The organism is Larkinella sp. (genome assembly GCF_965227735.1).
Classification (GTDB): domain Bacteria; phylum Bacteroidota; class Bacteroidia; order Cytophagales; family Spirosomataceae; genus Larkinella.
In genome coordinates this window covers 5,676,443-5,700,588 of the sequence record NZ_OZ245776.1, presented here as the reverse complement: position 1 = coordinate 5,700,588, position 24,146 = coordinate 5,676,443, and the positions used below count along the sequence as shown (strand labels likewise).

The following is a 24,146-nucleotide window of genomic DNA, read 5'->3' as shown; positions in this document are numbered from 1 at the left end:
ACCATGCTGTATTACACACAGATCCTGTTTGTAAAACCGGGGCAGGAAACAGTTTTTCACGCCTTCGAAGATCACGTTTTGCCCTTGCTCGATCAGTATGGGGGCGAGTTGCTTTACCGGGTCCGGCCACCCCAATCGGTGGTGATCGCGACAACGCTGGGCCTTCCGTACGAACTTCACCTCGTTACGTTTCCGACGAAGGCCGACTTTGAAGCCTACCGCGATGATCCGCAACGCCAGCAGTATCTGGCCCTGAAAAACCAGTCGATCGACCGGGTTCTGCTGATTGAAGGGGTGTTACTGTAGCCCGGCAGAGGTGATAATTTTCAGTTTTATGCCCAATATCGATCAGTTTCCGCTACTTTGTATCCGTTTAGTTTTGTAAATCGAATTCAGTAATCATTACAAACCGTACCATTGTACACCATGAAAACCGAAAAAGTAATCTTGAGCGTTTTGCTGGCCGCCACCGCCGGTGTGGCCCTGGGCATCTTGTTTGCACCGGAAAAAGGGGAAAAAGTCCGCAGAAAGATCCGGGAAAAGGGAGAGGATTATCTGGAAGATCTGAAAGACGAATACAACCATTCCGTCAAAAGCCTCAAGCGGAAAGTCGATGCCGCCTACGACGATATCGCCACGAAATTCAAAAGCCACACGGAAGAGCCGAAGGAAAGCAAAACCGCCTAATTCTCACCTCACCGGGCAAGAAGCTTGCCCGGTGAGGTGGACTTCTGCATAATTTTCGGTAAAGTTGCCGGATTATCGATTCACTATAGCCCGCTCCAACCGAAAAATTCATGGAAACCGTCCTTGACCTCCGCCTTGCGGTATTGATCGACGCCGACAATGTGCCTTATTCCAACGTCCGGGGTATGCTGGAAGAAATTGCCAAGTACGGAACGCCGACGTTTAAACGCATTTATGCCGACTGGACCAAACCGACCGTGGCCGGCTGGAAAACCGTGTTGCTCGAAAATGCGATCACGCCCATTCAGCAATACAGCTATACCACCGGCAAAAACGCGACGGACTCGGCCATGATCATCGATGCGATGGACATTCTGTATACCGGGCGGGTCGATGGATTTTGCATTGTTTCGAGCGACAGCGATTTTACGCGACTGGCCACCCGCCTGCGCGAAGCCGGGATGAAAGTATTTGGCATCGGTGAAAAGAAAACGCCAACGCCGTTTATCTCCGCCTGTAACAAGTTCATTTACCTCGAAATCCTGAAAAAAAACGAGCACGTTCCCGTTCTCGTACCGGCAACTGCGAAAACCCGTTCCCGGAAAAAAGCCACGCCGAGACCCGTCGAGGTTCCAATAAAACCGACGAAAGAACCGGAACCGATTGCCGTTGTGGAATCCGAAGCGATTGGCAAGGTCAATAAAGACGTCATCAAAATGATTGCCGATAGCATCAACGACCTCGCCGACGAATCCGGCTGGGCGTTTCTGGGTGAACTCGGAAATCTTTTACCCAAAAAACAGGCCGACTTCGACCCGCGCAATTACGGTTTTAAAAAGCTGGTTCCGCTGCTGAAAAGCATCGACCAGTTCGAAATTGACGAGCGAGAAACCGGAAAGGGCAATTTTAAACTCGTGTATGTGCGGGTAAAATCCTAGCGGTTTATGAAAAAACCGCCCCCCCTCTCTCACTTCTTTTTCTTGTAAAAATTATAGATGATCGAAACCTGAAACGTCCGGTTGCGGTATTCGACAATGGAGCTGTTGGAGACGTTGTTCAATCCGTGAATATAGCGGAGGTTTAAACTGAATTTCTCGGCCATGTCCAGAAAATCGTAGTGAGCACCAATGGCAATTCCGGTATCCTGCTTCTTTCCGGGGCCGTAGGGCGTGTCGATGGCGTAGCTGAACTCTGGCCCGGCCTGGAGCACAACCCCTTCGGTGGGAATCCAACCCAGCATCAGCGGAACACTCAGGTAGTTGTAATTATTCCGGATCGTTTGCGGATTGACACCCAGGCGCTTGAAAGTACCTCCTTTGATGGAATACAATACTTCCGGCTGTGCCACGAAGCGTTTGTAGCGAAGGCGGTAGACCCCGCCCAGATGAAAGGCGGTTTTATAGCGGGAAATATACGGGGTAATTCCTTCCTGAGCGGTGATGGACGAACTGGCACCGGCTTTTATACCAAATACACCCTGAAGCTGAGCAAATGAAGCAAACGAAGCGAACAAAAACGCCACCAATAGTAGTAGTCTGACTTTCAACATACGGTTTTGGAGAAATAAACAAAGTCGTTCACCCCTGAGAGCGTGAACCGGCAGACAAATAACGGGAGAAATTCAGTTATCTTACGGGTAAAGCCCGAAGTTTCGGGCCATTTTCACAAAAATTAAGAGAATTGACGACAGGCGATTGACCATTAACCATTGTCAATCGTCCATGGTCAATCGTCGGTCGTCAATTCAGCCGCGGATCGACGGGGTAATGCGAGAGCACCCGGTATTGTCCGCCCATCTGGCGCAGAATGCCCCGCCAGAACTGGTCGGAGGGCGTATCGAAAATGTAGTTTGAATCGGCCTGGGTCACAATCCAGGCATTCTGCGCCATTTCGTCGGCCAGTTGCCCCCCCGACCAGCCGGAGTAACCGACAAAAAACCGGACGTCGGATTCTTTCACCGCACCGGCGTTGATGAGTTGCCGCAACCGGTCGAAATTGCCGCTCCAGTAGAGGCCGTTGGGCAGTTCGATGGACTCTTCTACCGTGTGGCCCAGCCGGTGGATGTAATGCAAAGTGTTTTGCTGCACCGGCCCGCCGACATACAGCGAATAATCGTGGTACATTTCATCGGTCAGCACGTCGTTCAATTTCACCTGCGCCATCTGGTTCAGCACCAGCCCGAACGTGCCCTCCTCGTTATGGTCGCACACCAGCACGACACTTCGTTCAAAATTCGGATCGCCCAGAAACGGTTCAGCGATCAGCAGACATCCATTGGTGATCGGTTGTGCGCTCATATCGGTTGTATTCAGGTGGAGACTAACGTGAATTTAAGAATATATACGAAAGAGTGGCTTATTTCGGTATACAGTTTTCTTTCTTTCCGTAACACAATCTTAATACCAGAAAACTGGATTTGCCCGGAAGCATCCCGAATTTTGATTTTTAGGTTCCGGCGCGTCTTCTATTCATAAATCCTGTGTAATTTGGGATCAAACCTACCCGAATGCCCAACAAATCCATTTTACGAAACCCGATTCTCTTCATTGCTTTCGGCGCGGTTGCTGCGTTTTGCACCTATGCCTGCATGTATGCGTTCCGGAAAGGCATTACGGCCGTCATTTTCGAGGGCATGAGTTACGCCGGCATCAGCTACAAAATCTGGCTCATCACGGCACAGGTGCTGGGCTATGCGGTTTCCAAGCGGATTGGTGTGAAGGTCGTGTCGGAGATGAGACCAGCCCAACGCGCCCTGTATATCCTGATTTTCATTGGTCTGGCCGAACTGGCGTTGCTTGGTTTCGCGCTGACTCCGCCCCCCTACAACATCGTTTTTCTGTTTCTGAACGGCCTGCCGCTGGGCATGGTCTACGGCATTATGCTGGGTTTTCTGGAGGGTCGGCGGCAAACCGACGCGCTCGTTGCCGGACTCACGGCCTCGTTCATCTTTGCGTCGGGATTTGTCAAAACCGTTGCCCTGACCATCCGGAGTGCCTGGGGCGTCTCGGAGTTCTGGCTCCCGTTCGTTACGGGTCTGCTGTTTGTCGTGCCGCTGCTGATTTCGGTCTGGATGATGACGCTCCTTCCTCCGCCTTCGCCCGAAGACCGCGACCTCCGCACCGAACGGCGACCGATGAACCAGACCGAACGGCGGCATTTTCTGCAAACGTTTTCGGTGGGACTCACCACGCTGATCGTCTCCTACGTCCTGCTGTCGGCCTTCCGGGATTTCCGCGACAATTTTGCCCCTGAAATTCTCTCAGCCGTCGGCATTACCAATCCGGGTGTGTTTACTAAAACGGAAACTACCGTCGCGTTCGGGATTCTGGTCGTCATGGGGGCTTTGCAGCTCGTTAAAGACAACTTTCTGGCATTCAGGCTCATCAACATTGTGATGCTGCTGTCGGCGGTGCTGATTGGCGTCAGTACCTGGTTTTTTCAGCAGGGCATCCTGTCGCCGGGAACCTGGTTTACGCTGGTGGGGCTGGGTCTCTACGGGGCTTACGTGCCGTGCAACGGGTTGTATTTCGAGCGGCTGGTGGCGTCGTTCCGCTATGTGAGCACGGTGGGCTTCATCGTGACCCTGGCGGATTATTACGGCTATATGGGGAGTGTCGCTGTCGTATTGTATAAAAACTTTGGCCAGCCGAACATCAGTTTTCTCGATTTTTTTATCTACTCGGCTTATGTGATTTCCGTGGTCTACGGCGTTCTGATCGTCGTTTCTTTCGGGTATTTTCAACAGAAATACAAGGCGGTGGTTTCGCAGCGTTTGGAGGAAAGTGTTTCGCGGACGGGGCCGCCCAAGCGGTTAAGCGGAGAAAAAAGGAGTTAAGCGGAGGGTTGTATTTCCAGATCGGAATTGGCAAAAATAGCCCACGGTTTGAACCGTGGGGAATGTGCGTTAAAACCGTCCCTTTTGCGAACCGTTTTAACGGTTTAAAGACCTCAAAACCGTTAAAACGGTTTCAAATATCCCACCCTTATTTATAAGATTCCCACGGTTCAAACCGTGGGCTATTCATTTACAACATAAAAAAAGGAGTTAAACAGAGAAATTCTCTCCGCTTAACTCCGAGAAACATCTTTTTTATTCCACGACACTCAGCTTCACCGTGTTCGTTTTCAGGTTTTCCATCAACGGCATGCTGAGCGTATTGATGAAAATATCACCTGACTTCAGCACCCCCTGTTTCACCAGCAGATCCTTGATTTCGGAAACCGTCTGATCCACCGTGTTTTCCGGATTCGGTTCATACGGCATCACCTGAACACCCCAATAGAGCGCCAGGGCGTTCATCATGATTTTGTTGGAGGTAAAAACGTACAGGCCAGCTTTCGGGCGGTGGTGCGACAACCGGAAGGCCGTGTAGCCCGAGGTTGTAATCCCGATAATGGCTTTGGCTTTGGTGTCACGCGCCAACCGGCACGCGCTCATCACGACATTGTCGTTCAGGACGTTCTTGCCCGGCTGTTCGTTGACGAAAGCGTGGTAGCGGTAGTAAATTTTATCGCTCAGTTCTTCTACTTTCAGGATGGTGTTGGCCATGTTTTCGACCGCCAGAATCGGGTATTTACCCGACGCGGTTTCGGCACTGAGCATCACAGCATCGGCTCCGTCTAACACGGAATTGGCAACGTCGTTGATCTCCGCCCGGGTTGGACGGGGGGCGTCGATCATGCTTTCGAGCATCTGCGTCGCCACGATCACCGGTTTTGCCGCCTTGTTCGATTTCTCGACGATCATTTTCTGAATCATTGGAACCTCTTCGGCGGGCAGTTCCACACCCAGGTCACCCCGGGCTACCATGACACCGTCGGTGGCGGCAATGATTTCGTCGATGTTCTGAATCGCTTCCGGTTTTTCGAGTTTGGCAATCACGCGGCAGGCTTTGCCCCGCGCCCGAATGTATTCCTTAATTTCCAGGATTTCAGATGCCTGCCGAACAAACGACAACGCAATCCAGTCCACTTCGTGTTCCAGACCAAAATCCAGGTCTTCGAAATCTTTCTCGGTGACCGAGGGCATCGAAACCTTCGTATTGGGCAGATTAACCCCTTTTTTCGATTTCAGCGGTCCGCCATACACCACTTCCGTGATGACATCGGTGCCGTCTGTTCCAATTACTTTTACCTCCAGTTTACCATCATCCAGCAGGATGCGTTCGCCGTTCCGAACGTCGCGGTACATGCCTTTGTAAGGCGTACTGACGCGTTCAGCCGTTCCAATGATTTCGTCATTGGTAAAGACCAGCTTATTTCCGGAATAAATCATCACCCCATTGTCATCCTCGACTTTGCCGATGCGGATCTTGGGGCCCTGCAAATCCTGCAGGATCGCGAGGTTCAGACCGTATTCAGCGTTGATTTCCCGGATGCTCTTGATGCGGGCTAAATGATCTTCGTGTGTGCCGTGGGAAAAATTCAGCCGGAAAACATTCACACCGGCGCGGGCCAAAGCCAGCAGTTTTTCTTTGGTGTCGGACGCCGGGCCGACCGTGGCAACAATCTTGGTTTTTTTCAATGACATAGAATTTGACAGAAGTCAGTAGACCATACAGGTGCAAAATAAGCAACCCTTTCCGACAATCCAGCAAATTTTCTGTAAAGGTTGTATAATCAATGCTAAAAAATGCCTTTCCCCCCCGCTTTTTCGGCTATACCGCTTGATCTGCCAGCGCGGTTTCACCCAGTTTTTCGCGCATCAATTGCCGGTAAACGCCATTGGTCCAGCCAAAACCGTCCTGATTCGGGTAATAGCCCCCGCCCGCCGTCAGCGTATCGTCCTCCACATTATATTTTTCCATCATTTTACCGGTTTCCCGAAAAACCCGGTCGTTGAGTGCCAGCCAGCGGTCTCGTCCTTCGGCGGCCGTTTCCGAAAAACCGTAGTTCGTAAGTCCCTTATAAACAATCCACTGCAAGGGCGCCCAGCCATTCGGCGAATCCCATTGCTGCCCGGATCGAACCAGGGTCGTGACCCAGCCACCGGGTTTCAAAAAATTGTCCCGCAGCCGGTCATGCACACACCGGGCCTGTTCGGGCGTAGCCAGTCCGAAAAACAACGGAAAAGCAGCCGCCAGCGTTTGAGCAGTCGCCCGCCGGTTGGTAACCAAGTCATAATCAAAATAAAACCCCCGGTCCTGATCCCAAAAGGTCTGCAAAAGGGCGGTTTTCCGGTTTTCGGCCAGGTGTTCAAACCGTTCCGACGCCGATTTATCACCGGTTTGGCGGTAGGCATCCCGCAACGTCAGTTCCAGAGAATAGAGAAGGCAATTCAGATCGACCGGCAGCAAGGTGGCCGCGCTGGTGGTTGCCATCGTCTGGCCGTCGCCAAACCAGCGGCTGCTGAAATCCCAACCCGACTCACAGGCGGCCCGTAAATGGCCATAAAAAACCGTCGACTCAATGCCGACCGAATTGGCAGCTTCGGTCAGTTCCACTTCCTTGCGATAAGCCTCGGCGCGGGGCCGGGGCGTCGCATCAAAATACCGGTTCAACACCACGCCATTTTCCAGCCGGGCTACACGCTGGTCAAACGGACGATCCACGTCTAATCGCTCGCTTCCTTTCATCCAGAACGTATATTCCTGCTGCAAATGGGGCAGGTAGCGCGTCAGAACCTCCGGGCCGTCCAGTTCGGCCAGCAACTGCACCATCAGCGCGAAAACCGGCGGTTGAGACCGGCTGAGAAAATAGGTGCGGTTGCCATTTGGAATAAAACCGTACGTATCAATCAGGTACGCAAAATTATCGACCATGTTCCGAATCAGATTGACCCGCCCCGCCTGTTTGAGTCCCAGCAGCGTAAAGTAACTATCCCAGTAAAAAATCTCGCGAAACCGTCCGCCCGGTACAACATACGGATGGGGCAGCGGCAATCGCGAACTGCCTTCTACCGGCACATCCGGATCACGCGTCAGAACCTCCCAAAGCTGATCGATGTGGGCTGTGGTCGATTGGTTCGTGTCGCTGGCGTAACCGGATGCGGGCGAATCGGGTAGCGTAAAGTGCTGGTCGACAAACGCTTTCAGGTAAAAATTAGGCTTGTTTTTTTGGGCTTCATACTGGGCCAGAATAGCCTCCGGAGCCATGAGCGGAACGCTGTCGACGAAGGTTTTCGAGTCGGGGAAAATACCGCTCAATTGAACATCCAGAAAAAAGTCACCAAATACGACATCCGGTGACAGAGCAGTCTGATTAGTTGGTGGGAGCATTGTACCGTTTTTTATGCGTCTCTAGTCAAGTAACCCTGAAAGACGTTTCAAGGTTTTCCAGCCCCAACGGGGCGACTATCACTAGCCCCGGATGCAATCCGGGGAAATGCGACACAAACCGGATTGCAATCCGGGGAAACGCGACACAAACCGGATTGCACACCGGGGAAACGCGACACCAACCGGATTGCAATCCGGGGAAATGCGACACCAACCGGATTGCACACCGGGGAGACGCGATACCAACCGGGTTGCAGTCCGGGAAAACGGGACACGAACCGGATTGCATCCCAAGGACACGGTATATGACCGGAATAAGCGGTTTTCCCAAACATCTCGCTCCCGTATAAGTTAGTTTTAATAGGTAGACTGATTGAAACAGGACTTTTGACGAAAGAAATATGGCGACGAACAAAGCTGGCTTAGACGATAAACTTCACTGGTATAAAGATGCCATCATCTACGAATTACACATCAAAGCCTTTCGCGACAGCAGTGGCGACGGCATAGGGGATTTCGGGGGATTGCTGGAAAAACTGGATTATTTGCAGGATCTGGGCGTTACGGCCATCTGGGTACTGCCCTTCTACCCGTCGCCCCTGCGCGATGACGGCTACGACATCGCCGATTATTACAGCATCAATCCCTCATACGGCAACATTGAGCAGTTTCAGGAATTTTTGCAGGAAGCGCACAACCGCAACCTGAAAGTGATTACAGAACTCGTCATCAACCATACTTCCGATCAGCACCCGTGGTTTCAGCGGGCGCGGAAAGCCCCGAAAGGATCACCCGAACGCGACTACTACGTCTGGACCGACGACCCCAGTCAATACAAGGATGTCCGGATTATTTTCCAGGATTTCGAAGCCTCCAACTGGACCTGGGACCCCGTGGCTCAGCAATATTACTGGCACCGGTTTTTCCACCACCAACCTGACTTGAATTACGACAATCCGCTGGTTCAGGACGAAATAATCAAAATTCTGGATTACTGGTGCAAGATGGGCGTGGACGGTTTTCGGCTCGATGCCGTACCCTATCTTTTTGAACGGGAAGGCACCAACGGCGAAAATCTGGCGGAAACGCATGCCTACCTGAAAACCCTGCGCAAACACATCGACGAGCATTTTCCGGGAACCATCTTTCTGGCCGAAGCGAACATGTGGCCGGAGGATTCGGCTTCGTATTTCGGCGATGGCGATGAGTGCCACATGAACTACCACTTCCCGGTGATGCCCCGGATGTTTATGGCCGTTCAGATGGAAGATCGCTATCCGATTACCGACATTTTCGACCAGACGCCCGACATTCCGGAAACCTGTCAGTGGGCCATTTTCCTCCGCAACCACGACGAGTTAACGCTCGAAATGGTGACCGACGACGAGCGGGATTACATGTATAAGATGTATGCCAAAAATCCGAAAGCGCGCATCAACCTGGGCATCCGGCACCGGCTGGCTCCGCTGATGGACAACGACCGGCGGAAAATCGAGCTGCTGAACAGTCTGCTGTTTTCGCTGGCCGGTACGCCGGTTTTGTATTATGGCGACGAAATTGGGATGGGCGACAACGTGTATCTGGGCGACCGCGATGGCGTTCGGACCCCGATGCAGTGGTCGCCCGACCGGAATGCCGGTTTTTCGGTGACCAACCCGCAGAAATTGTACCTACCGGTGATTCTCGATCCGGCCTACCACTACGAAGCCGTGAACGTGGAAACGCAGTGGCAAAACACCTCGTCGCTGCTCTGGTTTACGAAACGGATGATCAACATGCGCAAGCGGTACAAAGCGTTTGGGCGCGGCAACCTGAAGTTTCTGAACGTCGAAAATCCGAAAGTGCTGGCCTTTACCCGCAGCTACGAAGACGAGACGCTGCTGATTGTGGTCAACCTGTCCAAACACTCGCAACCGGCGGAGATCGATCTGGTCGACTACAAAGGCTACCGGCCGGTTGAACTGTTCAGCAAAAACCGGTTTCCGGTCATTCGGGAAGACAGCCCCTATCCGTTTACGCTCGCACCCTATGATTACCAGTGGTTTTCGCTGCAAAAAGCCCACCCGGATATCGACCTGGAAAATGCGCTGCCGTCGCTGACCCTGGCGAAATGGGAAGACCTGACGCAGACCAAGGCCCGGACGGCGCTCGAAAACGAGATTCTGCCGAACTACATGACGAAGGCCCACTGGTTCGTCGGCAAAGGCCGGGAAATCGACAACTTTGCCATCACCGACCAGGCCGTTATCCACCTGGACGACAAAACTGGCTCGCTCCTGCTGGTCGAAGTCTCGTATGAACAGGGTTTGCCCGAATTATACCAGGTTCCGGTCGTGTTTGTGCAGGGCGACCGGGCCAGCCAGATCGCCATGAGTTGCCCACAGGCGGTTTTGGCAAGCTTGAGAATTGGTGACCAGGAAGGATTGCTCTGCGATGCTTTCTTCACCGCCAAGTTGCATCAGTTGCTCTTTACCAAAATGGCCGCGAACCAGGCCATTCCGGCCAAAAATGGCAAGCTGGTTTTTAGCGGGAACGACAGGCTGACGAGCTATCCGTTGAACGCCGGAGACATCAAATCCAAAATGCACACCGCCGACCGGGACTACACGGCCATTGCCTACGACAACCAGTTTTTCCTGAAAATGTACCGAAAAGTGGACTGGAACCTGAACCCAGACGTGGAAATCACCCGGTTTTTGAGTGATGAAGCCCATTTTGAGTACGTTCCATCGTTTATCGGCACCATCGAATGGCAGTCTGAGAAAGGCTCGATCGCGTTGGGCATGATGGAGGTGATGGTTGAAAACCACGGCGACGGCCATAGCTTTATGCTGGAACGGATTCACAACTTCATCGAGCGGATTCTGGCGCGGAACAAAGAGACACTGGCATCCATCGGTCGGCAGGGAAACTGGGGTGAGCCCCTCAGTTTTGACGAACTAACCGCCGAAAGCCGGGAATTGCTGGGCGGCACGGCTTCGGAAGAGGCCCGTTTGCTAGGGATTCGCACGGGGCAGATGCATCTGGCGCTGGCCAACACCACCAACAGGGACTTTGCCCCCGAGGAGTTCTCGCTGCACTACCAGCGGTCACTCTTTTCCGGTATGCAGTCGCTCGTTCGGGAAAGTTACCAGAGCCAGACCAAGAACCTGAAGGATTTGCCGGACGACAGCCGCCAGGAAGTGGAGGATATTCTCGACAAAAAGCAGGCGGTTTTGGCCGCCATGAAGCGGATTTATGACCACAAACTGGATGCGCTGAAGATTCGGATTCACGGGAATTACCACCTGGGGCAAGTGCTGCTCACGGGCCGGGACCTTGCTATTCAGGATTTTGGCGGCAATCCGCTGCGGAGTTTCAGCACCCGGCGCATCAAGCGGTCGCCGTTGCGGGATGCTGCCGCCATGATCCGGTCGTTTTATTACGTTGCTATCGAAGGATTTCTGGCCACCAACCAGGTTCCGAAGGAGGACATTAAAACCCTGCTGTCGTTTGCCGACTGGTGGGCGTACCAGATCAGCCAGATCTTCCTGAGAGCGTACCTCGACACCGTTGAGGAAGCGAATTTCTATCCGAAAAACCGGGATGATCTTCGGGTTATGCTGGAAGCCTATCTGCTGGAACGAGCCATGTTTGACCTCAGTGATGACCTGGCCAACCGTCCGGACCGGGTGCTGGCTCCGGTCCGAATCATCAAAACGATCCTTGATTGAAAGGCCTGACAAATCCGATCAGGCGAACTTCTGACAATCTCGCAAATCATTGTTAATCAGAAGTTTAGATACAAAATTTAGCATTCTGAAGGTGGCGGTTACCCGGATTAGAAAAATTCTAATCCGGGTGTTTTCCGAACCATTCCCCGCTAAATGGTCTTATTTAATTACCCAACGTGATTAGTATAAACCATTCATTATGAAGAACAATAGACTTATCATCGTTTCGTACCGGCTGCCTTTCGCCTTTGAAACCACCTCCGGTAGTACGACGCTGAAAGCATCCTCAGGAGGATTGGTGACGGCCATGAAATCGCTGGATTTCACAGGCGCCCAAGAAAAACCGGTTTGGGTGGGCTGCGCCGATTTCTCCCGCCGAACCTGGGAAAAACACAAACATCTCCTCAACGATGACTTTGAGTATGTGCCGGTTTTTTTAGACCGCAAAATTCAGCAGGATTTCTACAACGGTTTTTCCAATTCGGTCATCTGGCCCCTTTTTCACTATTTTACGACCTACGTCGACTATCAGGAAAAGGATTTTGTAGCCTATCAGAAAGCCAACGAAGCCGTCAGCGAAGCCGTTGCGCAACTGATGAAACCCCAGGACATCGTTTGGATACACGACTATCACTTCATGGGTTTGCCGAAGTTGATTCGTGAAAAGAAGCCCGATGCGACGATCGGTTTTTTCCTGCACATTCCCTTCCCTTCCTACGAACTGATCCGAATTCTGCCCCAGAAATGCAAGCAATACCTGCTCACAGGCTTGCTGGGCGCCGATCTGGTCGGTTTTCATACCAACGACTACAACATTCATTTTCTGCAATCCGTCCAGATCAACCTCGGCGTTCAGCACAAAATCTGGAAGATCAACTACCAGAACCGGCTTATTCAGTCGGATGCGTTTCCGGTTGGCATTAACTATTCGCTCTACCACGACGCCTACGACAACGCGGATGTGGTGGAAGAACGGGCGGCTTTAAAGAATGCCTACAAAGATAACAAGATCATTTTTTCGGTCGATCGGCTGGACTATACCAAGGGCGTCATGCAGCGGCTCGATGCGCTGGAAGCCTTCTTGCAACGCTACCCCGAATGGACGGAGCGGTTGACGTTTATTCTGGTGGTGGTGCCCTCCCGCGATGAAATTCTGAAATACGGCGAACGGAAAGTGATGATCGAACAGGCCGTCGGGCGAATCAACGGCAAATACGGAACCCTGATCTGGCGGCCCATTGTCTACCGCTACGGTTCGGTGCCTTTTCCGCAGTTGCTCGCACTCTACACAGCTTGCGATGTGGCCCTGATTACGCCCATTCGCGACGGGATGAATCTAGTTGCCAAGGAGTTTGTGGCGGCTCGCAAAGACCACCAGGGCGTGTTGATCCTGAGTGAAATGACCGGGGCCGCCAACGAAATGAGCACGGCCCTGCATATCAATCCGATGGATGAAAACGAAGTGGCGGACAAAATGAAAATTGCCCTGGAAATGGAACCGGAAGAACAGGCCCGCCGGATTGCCATCATGCAACGTCGGTTGAAGGAATATGACGTTAAAAAATGGGCCGGTAGTTTTGTCGACTGTTTATTGAATCTGCAAAGTACCCAACAGACTGAACCCGCCCCGCTCTTGAAATCACAAACCAATTTCTCCCTCCAGGAACGCTACGCGCAGGCCCGTTCGCGGCTGTTGCTGCTCGATTATGACGGCACGCTGGTGAACTACAAGACCAAACCGGAGCTGGCCGCTCCGCCCATCGAAGTGATCAACGTGCTGGGTAGGCTGGCGAGCCGCCGGGAAAATTACGTGGTGATCATCAGCGGACGCGACCAGCAGACGCTCGACGAATGGCTGGGATTTCTGCCCATCGACATGGTGGCCGAACACGGTTCGTACATCAAGCAGCAGGGGTTGTGGCGACGGGATATTCTGGACGACGGTTCGTGGAAGGAGATTGTCAGCCCGGTTCTGATCGATTTTGTAACCCGCTGCCCCGGTTCATTTATTGAAGAAAAAAGTCATTCGCTGGCCTGGCATTACCGCTCTGCCGAATCAGAAACCGGCTTTGTGCGGTCCCGCGAGTTGATCACCACGCTCGAAAACCTGCTGCCCTACCAGTTGCGGGTGATCGATGGCAATTGCGTGGTCGAAATCAAAAGTACCGAGACCGATAAAGGCAAGGTGGCCAAGCAATTATCGCTGGCTCGCCCTTATGACTTTGTGCTGGCCATCGGCGACGATCGCACCGACGAAGATATGTTTACGGCCCTGACGCTGGAAAACCAGTATACCGTCAAGGTTGGCCCCGGCAGCACCCATGCCGCTCATCGGGTCGAAAATGTTCAGGAAGTTCTGGCGTTGCTGAAAGACTTCAGTGCCGAAAATATGCCGCTTTAATTAACCCGGATTGATACAAAAAAAGGCATTAAAATTTGAGACCATCCTCCTGACGTCATCGGATACGCTTCCTGCAAAATGAGCCCTCCCGATGGGACGTGTGGTGCAACCTGAACTCCGCAGGAACACCAAAAATCCCATCGGGAGGATTCATCTTGTAGAATCTTTTTTATTTTTTCTTTTCTTCAAAAACACCTTTATAAAACAATGCGGCTACAATTCCGCCCACGATCGGAGCCACGATGAACAGCCACAATTGTTTGAGGGCCAGACCGCCCGCAAAAATTGCCGGGCCAAAACTCCGCGCGGGGTTGACCGACGTTCCCGTGACTGGAATAGCCACCAGGTGAATCAGCACCAGCGTCAGACCAATTGCCAGACCGGCCATGTTGCTGTTGCCCAGCCGCGACGTCGTTTTGAAAATAACCAGCAGAAACAAAAACGTCAGGACAGCTTCCGTGATGAAAGCGGAGGAGGTGCTGTAGGCTCCCAGGTAGCCGGGACCCCAGCCGTTGGAACCGAGCGCCCATTGGCCCATCGAAAAACCGGGAGCCCCGCTCTGAATCAGATACAGAACCCCCGCCCCCAGCGTGGCCCCAATAAACTGCGCAATGATGTAGGTGATGGCATCACTGACGCTGATTTTTCCGGCCACCAGCATGGCAATCGTAATGGCCGGATTGATGTGGCAGCCCGACACGGGGCCAATGGCGTAGGCCATCACCACCACCGCCAGCCCAAAGGCAAACGAAATGCCCAACAAGCCGATACCGGCGGGTCCGGTGGTCGAAATTCCGGAAATGCTGGCGGCTCCGCAGCCAAAGAGAACCAGAGAAAAGGTGCCGATCAGTTCGGCCAATGACTTTTTCATAGACAGTTTTTAAGTTTAAGAGAAAGGGTTTGTTGGCCCATTCTTTTGACCCCAAAAACCGGATTAAGTCACAGGTAACCGAAGAAAAACGCTACTGGTAATTTTCAAACCAGTTAAAGCGCTCCCGTATGATTGCATCCTTCTGCTTTTTAACGTAGGTCAGATACATACCGGCAGCGGGCGACATTTTTTTATGGGAAAGCCAGATCAGACTCCAAACCGATTTGATGGGGAAATTCTCAACCGGAATAATCCGGAGCTGACCGTTTTCGAGCTCATTTTTAATGCCGATCAGCGGCATCACGGAATAGCCTAACCCGGCAATAACCGCCTGTTTTACGGCTTCATTGGAAGTCAGTTCCATCTTTTTCAAAACCGTTAGCCCGCTGTTTTCCAGATACCGCTCCATCACCAGCCGGGTACCGGAGCCTGCTTCCCGGTAAATTAGCGGAATGGTCTCGAACAGGCGCATCGTGTACGGTTTCGGGCCAACGTCCGTCTCCCGACTCCCCACCAGATACAGCTTATTCTGCATCAGTTCAATCTGGCTGATGGCCAACTGATTCGGTAAGACGGAAACCAGCGAGAAGTCAACTTCATTGTTCTCCAGACTGCTAATCACTTTTGATTTGTTCGTCACATCCAGCACCAGTTCGATGCCCGGATGCTGCTTTATAAAGTCGGTCAAAAAATACGGCATTACGTATTTACCGGTACTAACCACCGAAATTTTCAGGCGTCCCGTTAGTTGTCCCTTATAAGCCAGGGTTTTGTAATTAATGGCGTAGACTTCATTCAGGATGTTTTCGGCCGCAACGGCAATTTCTTTCCCAAAATCCGTGATGTATAACTTCTTCCCGATCACTTCCGTCAGCGGAATTTCAAATTGATTCTGAAAATTTTTCAGTTGGATTGAAACGGCCGGTTGGGTCAGATGCAGTGCTTCGGCAGCTTTGGTAATGCTCTGATTTTGAACGATCGTTGAAAAAATGCGAAGCTGATTCAGGGTATAGTTCATAAATATTTTTTATACATATCATTACAAACATAAATAAAAATATATAATCCGGACGCTGCAATTTTGTCGCATCAATAACTGCTTATTAAAATGATACGAATTACAGTTGCAAAGGGCGACGGCATTGGTCCCGAAATCATGGATGCCACGCTCGACATTATTCTGGCGGCAGGTGCGCAACTCGAACTGGATGAGATTCAGGTGGGCGAACAGGTCTACCTGGCCGGTAATTCAGCGGGGATTGCCAAAGAATCGTGGGAAGTCATCCGGCGAAACAAGGTATTTTTGAAAGCGCCCATCACCACCCCGCAGGGCGGAGGGTACAAAAGCCTGAACGTTACCACCCGCAAATTTTTAGGTCTCTACGCCAATGTCCGGCCCTGCCTGAGTCTCCATCCATACGTCAAAACCAAACACCCGCACATGGATCTGGTGATTGTGCGGGAAAACGAAGAAGATCTGTATGCCGGTATTGAACACCAGCAAACCGACGAAGTGGTGCAATGCCTCAAGCTCATCAGCCGACCGGGTTGCGAAAAAATCATCCGGTATGCGTTCGAATACGCCCGTCAGTATGAGCGCAAGAAAGTAACCTGCTTCACCAAAGACAACATTATGAAGCAAACGGATGGCTTGTTTCACCAGGTGTTCGACGAGATTGCCGTCGAATACCCCGACATCGAAAATGAACACTGGATCATTGATATCGGAGCCGCCAAGATGGCCGATACGCCCGAACTTTTCGATGTCATTGTCATGCCCAATTTATACGGCGATGTGCTTTCGGATGTAGCGGCTCAAATCGCGGGATCGGTGGGGCTGGCCGGGTCAGCGAACCTGGGTGAAGAATGCGCCATGTTTGAAGCCATTCACGGGTCGGCTCCGCGCCGGGCCGGGCAAAATCTGGCCAATCCGTCGGGGTTGCTTCAGGGCGCGGTCATGATGCTGATTCACATCGGGCAAACCGACGTGGCCGAAAAGGTGCAGAATGCCTGGCTAAAAACCATCGAAGACGGCATTCATACGTATGACCTTTACAAAGAAGGCATCAGCACGCAAAAAGTAGGCACAAAAGAATTTGCGCAGGCGGTTATTGCCAATCTGGGGCAGAAACCGTCAACCCTGAAAGCCGTTAATCTGGCCAATGGAACGCCGTTAAATCTGCCTAAATACCAGCGAAAACCGCCCGCCCGAAAAGAACTGGTAGGCGTCGATGTCTTTGTTCATTGGAATGGTACCAATCCGGACGAGCTTGCCCGGTTGCTGAAACCGCTGGAATCTGAAAAAACGACACTTTCCATGATCACCAACCGCGGCATCAAAGTATGGCCCGACGGCTTTTCAGAAACGTTTTGTACCGACCACTGGCGGTGTCGTTTCAAACCCGCCAAAAGGAAAACCCTGAATAAACTGGATCTTATTTTCCTTTTGGTCAAAGCCGTCGAAAATAACATTGACACCATCAAGACGGAGAATCTGTACGATTTTAACGGAAAACCCGCCTTTTCGCTGGGGCAAGGTCAATAATTCATCAAACTCACTTGGCATATCATGGAAATGCAGCTCATTCAGGGTCAGTTTTCGGCCCGGGATTCCATTCAACTCCTTACAGAAATGGTACATGTTAAAATCAAATACCACGAAAGTAAGATCGGCAGCAACAGCAGCGAGGAAGACGTCAAAATGCGGGAAAAGCGGATCAAAACCTTGCAGAAAGATCTCTTTGAGTTTCGGCAGGCCATTCAATCCAGCAGTGGGCCGGTTTCGATTGATTCAGTTCTAACGATCAGGCTGTCATGAAAAAGTTCCTGCTCAACGCCCGGATGCTGAGTGCCCGGCTCGAGTCCCGCTTACCGGTTTTACCAATCATTTTCCAGTGCAGTGTTTCGGGAGCCTGTCTGGTGGCGGCTTTCGTGATGCGGGACGATATTTTGCCGCGGGAAGTCCTCAAAGTTCTGTCGATTATTTGCAGCGCAAACCTGCTGCGAAGTCTGACGACTCACTAAACTTTTGATCGGTCTGCCGACCCGGTTGCGTTTTTTCCGGGTCGGCAGACTCTGGCAACGCTGGTTATGGCAACGTTTTAATTTTCATATTCTTGAAGTAAATCGGCGCACCGGCGTGTTTGCCCTGAAAACCGACATACCCTTCATTCGGCAGCGTGGCCCAGGGCTTGTTGAGCCAGTTCGGAATTTCCGACCCGTCGGGATTGGTCTTGCCGGAGGTCCACAGGCTCATGTCGATCTGGTTGACGAGTTGACCGTTCAGCAAAACCGTGATGTTTTTTCCCTGGCAGGTGATCGTGTAGCGGTTCCATTCGCCCGCCGATTTGACCACCTTGGGCAGCATGGCAGGTTTGTGACCGAAAAACGCTCCGCATTGCCACGACGCCGGGGCTTTCGACCACTGTTCGCTGTAGTCGTCGGCAATCTGAATCTCCACCGAGTTCGGAATAAAATTGGCGGTATCGCTGCAGTAGACGAAAACCCCACTGTTGGTGCCGGGTGCATTCTTGAATTCCAGGTCCAGCACGAAGTTTTTATACGTTTTTTTGGTCCAGATCGGAATATCTTCCGTGGCCGTCAGAACGCCGTTTTCAACGCTCCAGATGCCTTTCGGAAAACCGGCGTCGGACAAATCGGCGGCAAAAAGCGGTTGCCAGTCGTTCCCGGACGTATCGGGGTGTTTCGGCGCGGTTTGGGCAACGGCCAGCCCGGTTAGCAAACAGCAAATCAGTACTAGAATTTTGTTCATGGAATTGGTTGGTTTCAAACTCGATTTAGCGACCCGAAGTTGAGGGTCTTTTTTGAAAAAGAAAAGTTTTATCAAACCATCCGGGCGTTCCGGCGTGAATGAGGAACGAATCAATGGTCAAAAACCGGGACATGAACCTGAAGAATTCGTATTCCATTTTTACCGGGGACCAATGACTTCGCTAACCGTTGACACGCCGTTTTCGTTGAACGACTCAATGGCGAAATAATACGGCACGCCCACATTCAACGCCCTCAACTCCAGTTTATTGGGCTGGTCGTTCCAGATTTGATAGGTCTGATACAGCTTGTCTTTGGCAATGCCCCACAGAATGTTGTAGCCCACCGCGCCGGGCACTTTTTCCCAGGCAATATCGGCATTTCGCTGGTCTTTCTGCCGGACGGCCGCTAGTTTTACGGGCGTCGCCGGGGCTTTTCCTAACCCGTTGCCAAAAACCCGAAAACCGTTGATGGCCACGTAGGGACCCGCCGTATACACGTGTTCATACCGCACATACCGCCCGCGCACCGGCCGGGGCAGTTCCACATAGGCACAGGCGCGGTCGCGTTTGGGCTCCGATGTCAGATCGGCAATTTTGTCCCACTTCTTTCCATCTTTCGACGCATACAACCGAAACTGGGTATAAACAGTAGAATCACTGTCGAAAATGGTGTTTTTGTAATCGACGTAATTGACCTGCACCGCCCGGATGTCGTGTTCGGCACCGAGGTCGGTAGTCAGGGTCTCACCGGCTTTGTTTTGGGTCGGCACCCAGAACGTCCGCGGGTTTTCGTCCACCGTCAATTCTGCGCGCAGGGTATCCAGCGTCGAGGAAGCCATAACCGGTTTCCGGTAATTCAGCAACATCCAGCCCGTAAAGAGTACGTTGCTGTTCTCCCACTTTCCGGTAGAAAGATGATGCGGAAAGTCCCCGAAACGAGTGTTGGCGTAAAGCTGGTCGTCTTTGTCAAAACCGGCGGGGTGCATGACAATCCGTCGTTCCATGCCCCAGACGATGCCCAGCCAGGTGGTGCCGGTATTCCAGTAGTTGCCAAAATTGTCCTGAAACGTGTTTCCGTGGCCGGTGCCGGTGGCGTAGCCTCCCGGTTTGTAGGCAATGGGGTTGTAGGGCGCGTATTCAAAGGGTCCCAGCGGATCTTTGCCGACATAGGTGCCGTTGGCATACACGTTGTATTCGGTTCCGGGCGCTCCGTATTGCAGGTAGTACTTGCCATTGTGTTTCGTCATCCAGGCGCCTTCCGTAAACGGTTTGATGGGGTCGGAATGGTTTGGACCGAAACGCTCCCAGCCGTGTTGCCAGGGATCGAGCCAGAACATCGGCTGGTAGGCTTTCGACGGTTCCGGGTTCAGGTAGGTCAGCCGACGGCGGTGGTCGAGTTCGGCGCCAAAAATCGGATACACATTCGAGGAACCCCAGTACATAAACCACTTGTCGGTATCCGGATCGTGGAAAAGTGCCGGGTCCCAGGGGCCGATGTCTTTGGGCAGGCGCGGCAGCCAGCGGTTATAGAATTTGAGCTTGCCTTTTTCGGGTTCGGTCGAATAAAAAATGGGGCGTTGCTCAAACGTCGACTGAAACAGAAACAGCGTATCGCGCACCGACAGGGCGGCCGGCGCACACATGTCTTCCATCGGCCATTTATCAGGCACGACGTATTGCCAACTGACCAGATCCTTCGATTTCCACCAGCCCCCGGAAATGGTGACGAACAGAAAGTACTCGCCCGGTTTGTTGCCCACCTTGTGGTTGATAATGACGGGATCGGCCCCGGAGCGGTACGAAATCCGTTCGTTCAACTGCTCAAAATTATACCGGTAACTGATGTCCATCGGGTTGCAGTAGGTCCGTTGCTGGGCCAGGCCGGAAGCCCCGACGAACCAAAGAAGAGCAAACAGCAAGGTCTTTTTCAGAATGATTTTTTTCATAACTCTCCTGTTTTCGATAACCAGTCCACCTGGCTATGGAATCCATTTCTCCGCTTGCAAGTACGGGACAAAAAACCGTTTCGATTTCGGGATGCAGGAAAATAGTTTTCAAAAAACACCCGTTTTCGTTACATGCCAATCGGATCATTTACCTGGATTTACTTTAAACAAAATCAGCAACTTATCTGTTTTACAGACTTACGAAGCATGTTGGTCAGATCGTTGGTTCAGCGTTTTTTTTGGGATTATCAACGCATCTTCCCCGACTCATAAGAGGATATTTTGCCGGTAATCTCCTTTTAGAAAGACTACGTTGGGGCAACCATCATCCCCTGACAGCCTTAGCGCATACCCTGTTTCTGTTATGTACGAACTCGCAAAAGTTTCGCTGGACGATGAGCAGGATCTAATTCTGGCGCATAGACGCACCTTGAAATTAGGCGAACTGGCGGAGCTTTCACTCGTGGCTCAAACGACTTTTGCAACGGCGGTTTTGGAAGTTTCCCGCGATGCCCTCCTGCATGGCAGTGATGTATCGCTAACGCTCGGGATTGTGCCTCAAAATGGCTCCAGAGCCCGGATTATGGCCAAAATCAGTGACAGCCGCATTTCGATTACCGGACAAAAAAATGAACGGATCGAGGTGGCCAGCCGCCTGGTGGACGAGGTTCAGATTTCCAAATCTGAAAAAGGGTCGGAAGTGAGGCTGAGTATGCCGGTTTTAGCCGATCAGTGTGTCAATGAAACCAACGTGGCCCTTTGGAAGCACCATTTCAACACCGAGCCGACCGAACTGGTAGCCGATGAAATCAAACGGAAAAATAACCAGCTACAGGAACTGGCCGAGCGGCTCCGCTCGTCGGAACGGCAGTATCAGGTGCTGAGCGATTCGTTGCCGCTCATGATTTTTACGGCCACGGCAAAAGGGAAACTCCTGTACGCCAATGAATGGTTGCGAAAATACACCGGCGAATCGGTCAGCCAGTTGAATAAAACGAAATGGGAGACGGTTCTGTACGAAGACGACGCGGCCGTGTGGTGGGAAAAATGGGCCGAAACCGCTTCGGCCGACCACGCGTTCCAGACCGAAATTCGAATCCGGAATGCCGAAACGGGTGCTTACGTCTGGCACCGGATGACCGCCACCGCGCTGCTGGATGAAAAGAAGGAAGTGCTGTACTGGAGCGGTTTTCTGGTGGATATTCAGGCTCAGAAAATGGTGGAACGAACCCTGCAGGACAACCGCGAACTGACCGAAACCAAGCAGAAACTGGAACAATACCAGCACGAACTGAAACTGAACATTGGCGAACTGAACCGCAGCAACCAGGAACTGGCCGAGTTTGCCTACATCGCTTCCCACGATCTGCAGGAACCGTTGCGCAAGATTCAATCGTTTGGAACGCTGCTCGTCGAACAGTTTGCCAATGAGCTAAACCCTACGGCCCAGGACTTGATTCAACGGATGCACCACGCAGCCGAACGCATGCACGTTCTGATCAAGGACATTTTGGCCTATTCGCGGCTGAACACGCACCACCAGCCCTTTCGGCAGGTCGACCTCAATGCGCTGACTAAAGAGGTGCTGGGTGATTTGGAACTAGTCATTCGTGAAAAAAAGACGCAGATTTTCGTTGATTTTTTACCCACCATTTACGGCAATCCGCTACAACTGCGGCAACTGTTCCAGAACCTGCTCTCGAATGCCCTGAAATTCATCGCACCCGATCGCCCTCCGCAGGTGCGGATTTCTGCCCGGGACGTCACAATTTTCGACATTCCGGTTCCGATGCGGCAACGGGAACCGTCGTATCTGGCCATCAGCGTGGAAGACAACGGCATCGGTTTTGACGAACGGTATCATAACCGGATTTTTCAGCTTTTCCAACGGCTGCACGGCAAAGACCAGTATGCCGGCACGGGCATCGGTCTGACCATCTGCAAAAAAGTGGCCGAGATGCACGGCGGTACCATCGCAGCTCAGTCGCAACCCGGTCAGGGAGCCACATTCACGGTATTTCTGCCCCAAAGTGTGGCGGTATCCGTTCCGGCCAAGTGAACCCCTCAGCGCGAAACCCGCGTTTTGCTTTGCCGGATTTTGACCAGTAAGTCCGTTAACTCCCGCACTTTTTCGGGATTCTGCTGGTAAAGGTCAGTCGTTTCCGCACCATCCGTTGCCAGATTGTAAAGCTGCCCTTTGCTCCCCTGCTCCGGAGCTTTGATCTGTCTGGGTTCCGTAAAACCGCCCGAGCCCAGCCCTTCGATCAACTTCCAGTCGCCCTTCCGAATCGCAAAAAAACCGATGGATGAACTGTGCACCACGGCGGGTTGATCGGCCACCTGGCTGGCTTTGCCCAGCAACACCGGCAAAATGCTGTAGCTGTCTTCGGGCATGGCAGTACGGTTTTTCAGTCCCAGCACATCATGACAGGTCGCCATCAGGTTGGTTAAGGTGGTGGTAGCCGCACTGGTCGTTCCCGGTTTTACGTGGCCCGGCCAGCGAACGATGAACGGAATGCGGTGACCGCCTTCAAACGCGTCGCCTTTCATGCCCCGAAATCCACCAGCTGCTTTGTGGTTGAACTGCTTCACAAAATTTTCCCGCCAGTAGGGGCCGTTATCGCTCGCAAAAATGACCATTGTATTGTCGGCCAGCCCCGATTCAGCCAGCGTTCGCAGAATTTCCCCGACGGAGGCATCCACCTGCTGCACAAAATCGCCGTATTCCCCGGCTTTCGATTTCCCGGTATAGTCGCCGGTTGGCACCCAGGGCGTGTGCGGAGCAGCCAGCGGCAGATACAGAAAAAACGGTTTTTGCGTCGACTGCTTTTTCAAAAAATCGACGGCTTTGGACACAAACGTGGGCAGTACGCCATAGAAATCGAATGAGGGTGCCTTCTTGCCTTCGCGCCAGAACGGGCCGGTATAGCCGGTTTCCAGCTTATTACCGTCGGTGTAAGCCGTCGGCAAGTCGGTGAGTTTCTGGTTTTCAAGGTAACAATAGGGCGGCATATCGAGCGAGGCAGGCAGGATGTAGGAATAGTCGAAGCCGACGGTTTTCGGCCCCTGCGCCGGTTCCCGCGAAAAATCGATGTCGTCGGGATTCATCTCGGTTTTGATCCCGTATCCTTCCGTCGTCAGAACCGCTTCACGGCCCTTTTGCACCGCCCAATCCAGCCCCAAATGCCATTTTCCAACCACCGCCGTTTGATATCCCTGGCTTTTCAGCAACGAAGCCACCGTTGGGCGATCGGCTTCGATCAGCGTCCGGCTGTAGCCCCGCAACACCCCGACCGGCAGGCGGCTCCGCCAGGGATAGCGACCGGTCAGCAGGCCGTAGCGCGTGGGCGTGCAAACCGACGAGGGCGAATGGGCATCCGTAAACCGCATCCCTTCCGACGCCAGTTTGTCGATATGGGGCGTCTTGATCTGCCCTTCCGGATTATACACCGACACGTCGCCATACCCCAGATCATCGGCCAGAATGTAGACGATGTTGGGCGGCTGTTTCTTGCCGGGTTGTGATGGATTCATGCCG

General features: G+C 52.4%; 19 protein-coding genes. 10 read left to right on the top strand and 9 right to left on the bottom strand.

What is annotated here, in order from left to right; genetic code table 11:
- Nucleotides 1–3: 3 nt before the first annotated feature.
- The 3 genes from ACO064_RS22310 (at nt 4) to ACO064_RS22300 (ending at nt 1,625) form a co-directional block, all read left to right on the top strand.
- Nucleotides 4–306 (top strand): DUF1330 domain-containing protein, encoded by a 303-nt coding sequence (locus ACO064_RS22310; RefSeq protein WP_421829436.1) that lies wholly within the window; start codon nt 4–6, stop codon nt 304–306.
- A 120-nt stretch (nt 307–426) separates the two neighbouring features.
- Nucleotides 427–687, top strand: coding sequence for a YtxH domain-containing protein (locus ACO064_RS22305; RefSeq protein WP_421829435.1), 261 nt, complete (start codon nt 427–429; stop codon nt 685–687).
- A 110-nt stretch (nt 688–797) separates the two neighbouring features.
- Entirely contained in the window at nt 798–1,625 is an 828-nt protein-coding gene (locus tag ACO064_RS22300; RefSeq protein ID WP_421829434.1) for an NYN domain-containing protein, read from the top strand.
- Between the two features lie 29 nt (nt 1,626–1,654).
- Here ACO064_RS22300 and ACO064_RS22295 read toward each other — a convergent pair whose 3' ends face one another.
- Both ACO064_RS22295 and ACO064_RS22290 read right to left on the bottom strand, forming a co-directional pair.
- A complete protein-coding gene (locus tag ACO064_RS22295; RefSeq protein ID WP_421829433.1) occupies nt 1,655–2,236 on the bottom strand; it encodes a porin family protein in 582 nt (193 codons plus the stop codon).
- Between the two features lie 190 nt (nt 2,237–2,426).
- Entirely contained in the window at nt 2,427–2,984 is a 558-nt protein-coding gene (locus tag ACO064_RS22290) for a YqgE/AlgH family protein (protein WP_421829432.1), read from the bottom strand.
- Between the two features lie 209 nt (nt 2,985–3,193).
- Between ACO064_RS22290 and ACO064_RS22285 the strand changes: the two genes are divergently transcribed.
- Nucleotides 3,194–4,522, top strand: a complete 1,329-nt coding sequence (locus ACO064_RS22285; protein ID WP_421829431.1) for a DUF5690 family protein — start codon at nt 3,194–3,196, stop codon at nt 4,520–4,522.
- Between the two features lie 255 nt (nt 4,523–4,777).
- Here ACO064_RS22285 and pyk read toward each other — a convergent pair whose 3' ends face one another.
- Together pyk and treF are read right to left on the bottom strand one after the other, a co-directional pair.
- Nucleotides 4,778–6,217 carry a pyruvate kinase gene (pyk, locus tag ACO064_RS22280; RefSeq protein ID WP_421829429.1) on the bottom strand — a complete coding sequence of 480 codons (1,440 nt, stop codon included), beginning with the start codon at nt 6,215–6,217 and terminating at the stop codon, nt 4,778–4,780.
- Nucleotides 6,218–6,344: 127 nt separating this feature from the next.
- Nucleotides 6,345–7,904, bottom strand: a complete 1,560-nt coding sequence (gene treF / locus ACO064_RS22275; RefSeq protein ID WP_421829428.1) for an alpha,alpha-trehalase TreF — start codon at nt 7,902–7,904, stop codon at nt 6,345–6,347.
- Between the two features lie 401 nt (nt 7,905–8,305).
- On the opposite strand from treF, the gene treS reads away from it, so the two are divergent.
- Entirely contained in the window at nt 8,306–11,617 is a 3,312-nt protein-coding gene (gene treS, locus ACO064_RS22270; protein ID WP_421829426.1) for a maltose alpha-D-glucosyltransferase, read from the top strand.
- 199 nt (nt 11,618–11,816) lie between these two features.
- Nucleotides 11,817–14,018: a bifunctional alpha,alpha-trehalose-phosphate synthase (UDP-forming)/trehalose-phosphatase gene (locus ACO064_RS22265; protein ID WP_421829425.1), complete on the top strand. Its 2,202-nt coding sequence runs from the start codon at nt 11,817–11,819 to the stop codon at nt 14,016–14,018.
- A gap of 169 nt (nt 14,019–14,187) precedes the next feature.
- Here ACO064_RS22265 and aqpZ read toward each other — a convergent pair whose 3' ends face one another.
- On the bottom strand, nt 14,188–14,889 hold the full coding sequence (gene aqpZ, locus ACO064_RS22260) for an aquaporin Z (protein ID WP_421829424.1): 702 nt from the start codon (nt 14,887–14,889) through the stop codon (nt 14,188–14,190).
- 91 nt (nt 14,890–14,980) lie between these two features.
- A complete protein-coding gene (locus ACO064_RS22255; RefSeq protein WP_421829423.1) occupies nt 14,981–15,907 on the bottom strand; it encodes a LysR substrate-binding domain-containing protein in 927 nt (308 codons plus the stop codon).
- Nucleotides 15,908–15,997: 90 nt separating this feature from the next.
- On the opposite strand from ACO064_RS22255, the gene ACO064_RS22250 reads away from it, so the two are divergent.
- The 3 genes from ACO064_RS22250 to ACO064_RS22240 are packed head-to-tail and all read left to right on the top strand — an operon-like array spanning nt 15,998 to nt 17,913.
- Complete coding sequence (locus ACO064_RS22250) at nt 15,998–17,434, top strand: NADP-dependent isocitrate dehydrogenase (protein ID WP_421829422.1); 1,437 nt, start codon at nt 15,998–16,000, stop codon at nt 17,432–17,434.
- A gap of 24 nt (nt 17,435–17,458) precedes the next feature.
- Nucleotides 17,459–17,707: a hypothetical protein gene (locus tag ACO064_RS22245; protein ID WP_421829421.1), complete on the top strand. Its 249-nt coding sequence runs from the start codon at nt 17,459–17,461 to the stop codon at nt 17,705–17,707.
- The gene (locus tag ACO064_RS22240) at nt 17,704–17,913 is read left to right on the top strand and encodes a hypothetical protein (protein ID WP_421829420.1); all 210 of its coding nucleotides are present in this window, start codon (nt 17,704–17,706) and stop codon (nt 17,911–17,913) included. The genes ACO064_RS22245 and ACO064_RS22240 overlap by 4 nt, the downstream gene beginning before the upstream one ends.
- A gap of 64 nt (nt 17,914–17,977) precedes the next feature.
- On the opposite strand, the gene ACO064_RS22235 is transcribed toward ACO064_RS22240, so the two are convergent.
- Nucleotides 17,978–18,661, bottom strand: coding sequence for a 3-keto-disaccharide hydrolase (locus ACO064_RS22235; RefSeq protein ID WP_421829419.1), 684 nt, complete (start codon nt 18,659–18,661; stop codon nt 17,978–17,980).
- 159 nt (nt 18,662–18,820) lie between these two features.
- Nucleotides 18,821–20,608 (bottom strand): family 43 glycosylhydrolase, encoded by a 1,788-nt coding sequence (locus tag ACO064_RS22230; RefSeq protein ID WP_421829418.1) that lies wholly within the window; start codon nt 20,606–20,608, stop codon nt 18,821–18,823.
- Between the two features lie 364 nt (nt 20,609–20,972).
- Between ACO064_RS22230 and ACO064_RS22225 the strand changes: the two genes are divergently transcribed.
- Nucleotides 20,973–22,667, top strand: coding sequence for an ATP-binding protein (locus ACO064_RS22225; protein WP_421829417.1), 1,695 nt, complete (start codon nt 20,973–20,975; stop codon nt 22,665–22,667).
- Between the two features lie 5 nt (nt 22,668–22,672).
- Here the strand turns inward: ACO064_RS22225 and ACO064_RS22220 are convergent, their stop codons facing one another.
- Complete coding sequence (locus ACO064_RS22220) at nt 22,673–24,142, bottom strand: sulfatase family protein (protein ID WP_421829416.1); 1,470 nt, start codon at nt 24,140–24,142, stop codon at nt 22,673–22,675.
- Nucleotides 24,143–24,146: the final 4 nt, after the last annotated feature.

Excerpts from the sequence above, each read along its gene's own strand:
- ACO064_RS22310 (WP_421829436.1), top strand. The coding sequence starts at position 4 with ATGCTGTATTACACACAGATCCTGTTTGTAAAACCGGGGCAGGAAACA.
- ACO064_RS22305 (WP_421829435.1), top strand. The coding sequence starts at position 427 with ATGAAAACCGAAAAAGTAATCTTGAGCGTTTTGCTGGCCGCCACCGCC.
- ACO064_RS22300 (WP_421829434.1), top strand. The coding sequence starts at position 798 with ATGGAAACCGTCCTTGACCTCCGCCTTGCGGTATTGATCGACGCCGAC.
- ACO064_RS22295 (WP_421829433.1), bottom strand. The coding sequence starts at position 2,236 with ATGTTGAAAGTCAGACTACTACTATTGGTGGCGTTTTTGTTCGCTTCG.
- ACO064_RS22290 (WP_421829432.1), bottom strand. The coding sequence starts at position 2,984 with ATGAGCGCACAACCGATCACCAATGGATGTCTGCTGATCGCTGAACCG.
- ACO064_RS22285 (WP_421829431.1), top strand. The coding sequence starts at position 3,194 with ATGCCCAACAAATCCATTTTACGAAACCCGATTCTCTTCATTGCTTTC.
- pyk (WP_421829429.1), bottom strand. The coding sequence starts at position 6,217 with ATGTCATTGAAAAAAACCAAGATTGTTGCCACGGTCGGCCCGGCGTCC.
- treF (WP_421829428.1), bottom strand. The coding sequence starts at position 7,904 with ATGCTCCCACCAACTAATCAGACTGCTCTGTCACCGGATGTCGTATTT.
- treS (WP_421829426.1), top strand. The coding sequence starts at position 8,306 with ATGGCGACGAACAAAGCTGGCTTAGACGATAAACTTCACTGGTATAAA.
- ACO064_RS22265 (WP_421829425.1), top strand. The coding sequence starts at position 11,817 with ATGAAGAACAATAGACTTATCATCGTTTCGTACCGGCTGCCTTTCGCC.
- aqpZ (WP_421829424.1), bottom strand. The coding sequence starts at position 14,889 with ATGAAAAAGTCATTGGCCGAACTGATCGGCACCTTTTCTCTGGTTCTC.
- ACO064_RS22255 (WP_421829423.1), bottom strand. The coding sequence starts at position 15,907 with ATGAACTATACCCTGAATCAGCTTCGCATTTTTTCAACGATCGTTCAA.
- ACO064_RS22250 (WP_421829422.1), top strand. The coding sequence starts at position 15,998 with ATGATACGAATTACAGTTGCAAAGGGCGACGGCATTGGTCCCGAAATC.
- ACO064_RS22245 (WP_421829421.1), top strand. The coding sequence starts at position 17,459 with ATGGAAATGCAGCTCATTCAGGGTCAGTTTTCGGCCCGGGATTCCATT.
- ACO064_RS22240 (WP_421829420.1), top strand. The coding sequence starts at position 17,704 with ATGAAAAAGTTCCTGCTCAACGCCCGGATGCTGAGTGCCCGGCTCGAG.
- ACO064_RS22235 (WP_421829419.1), bottom strand. The coding sequence starts at position 18,661 with ATGAACAAAATTCTAGTACTGATTTGCTGTTTGCTAACCGGGCTGGCC.
- ACO064_RS22230 (WP_421829418.1), bottom strand. The coding sequence starts at position 20,608 with ATGAAAAAAATCATTCTGAAAAAGACCTTGCTGTTTGCTCTTCTTTGG.
- ACO064_RS22225 (WP_421829417.1), top strand. The coding sequence starts at position 20,973 with ATGTACGAACTCGCAAAAGTTTCGCTGGACGATGAGCAGGATCTAATT.
- ACO064_RS22220 (WP_421829416.1), bottom strand. The coding sequence starts at position 24,142 with ATGAATCCATCACAACCCGGCAAGAAACAGCCGCCCAACATCGTCTAC.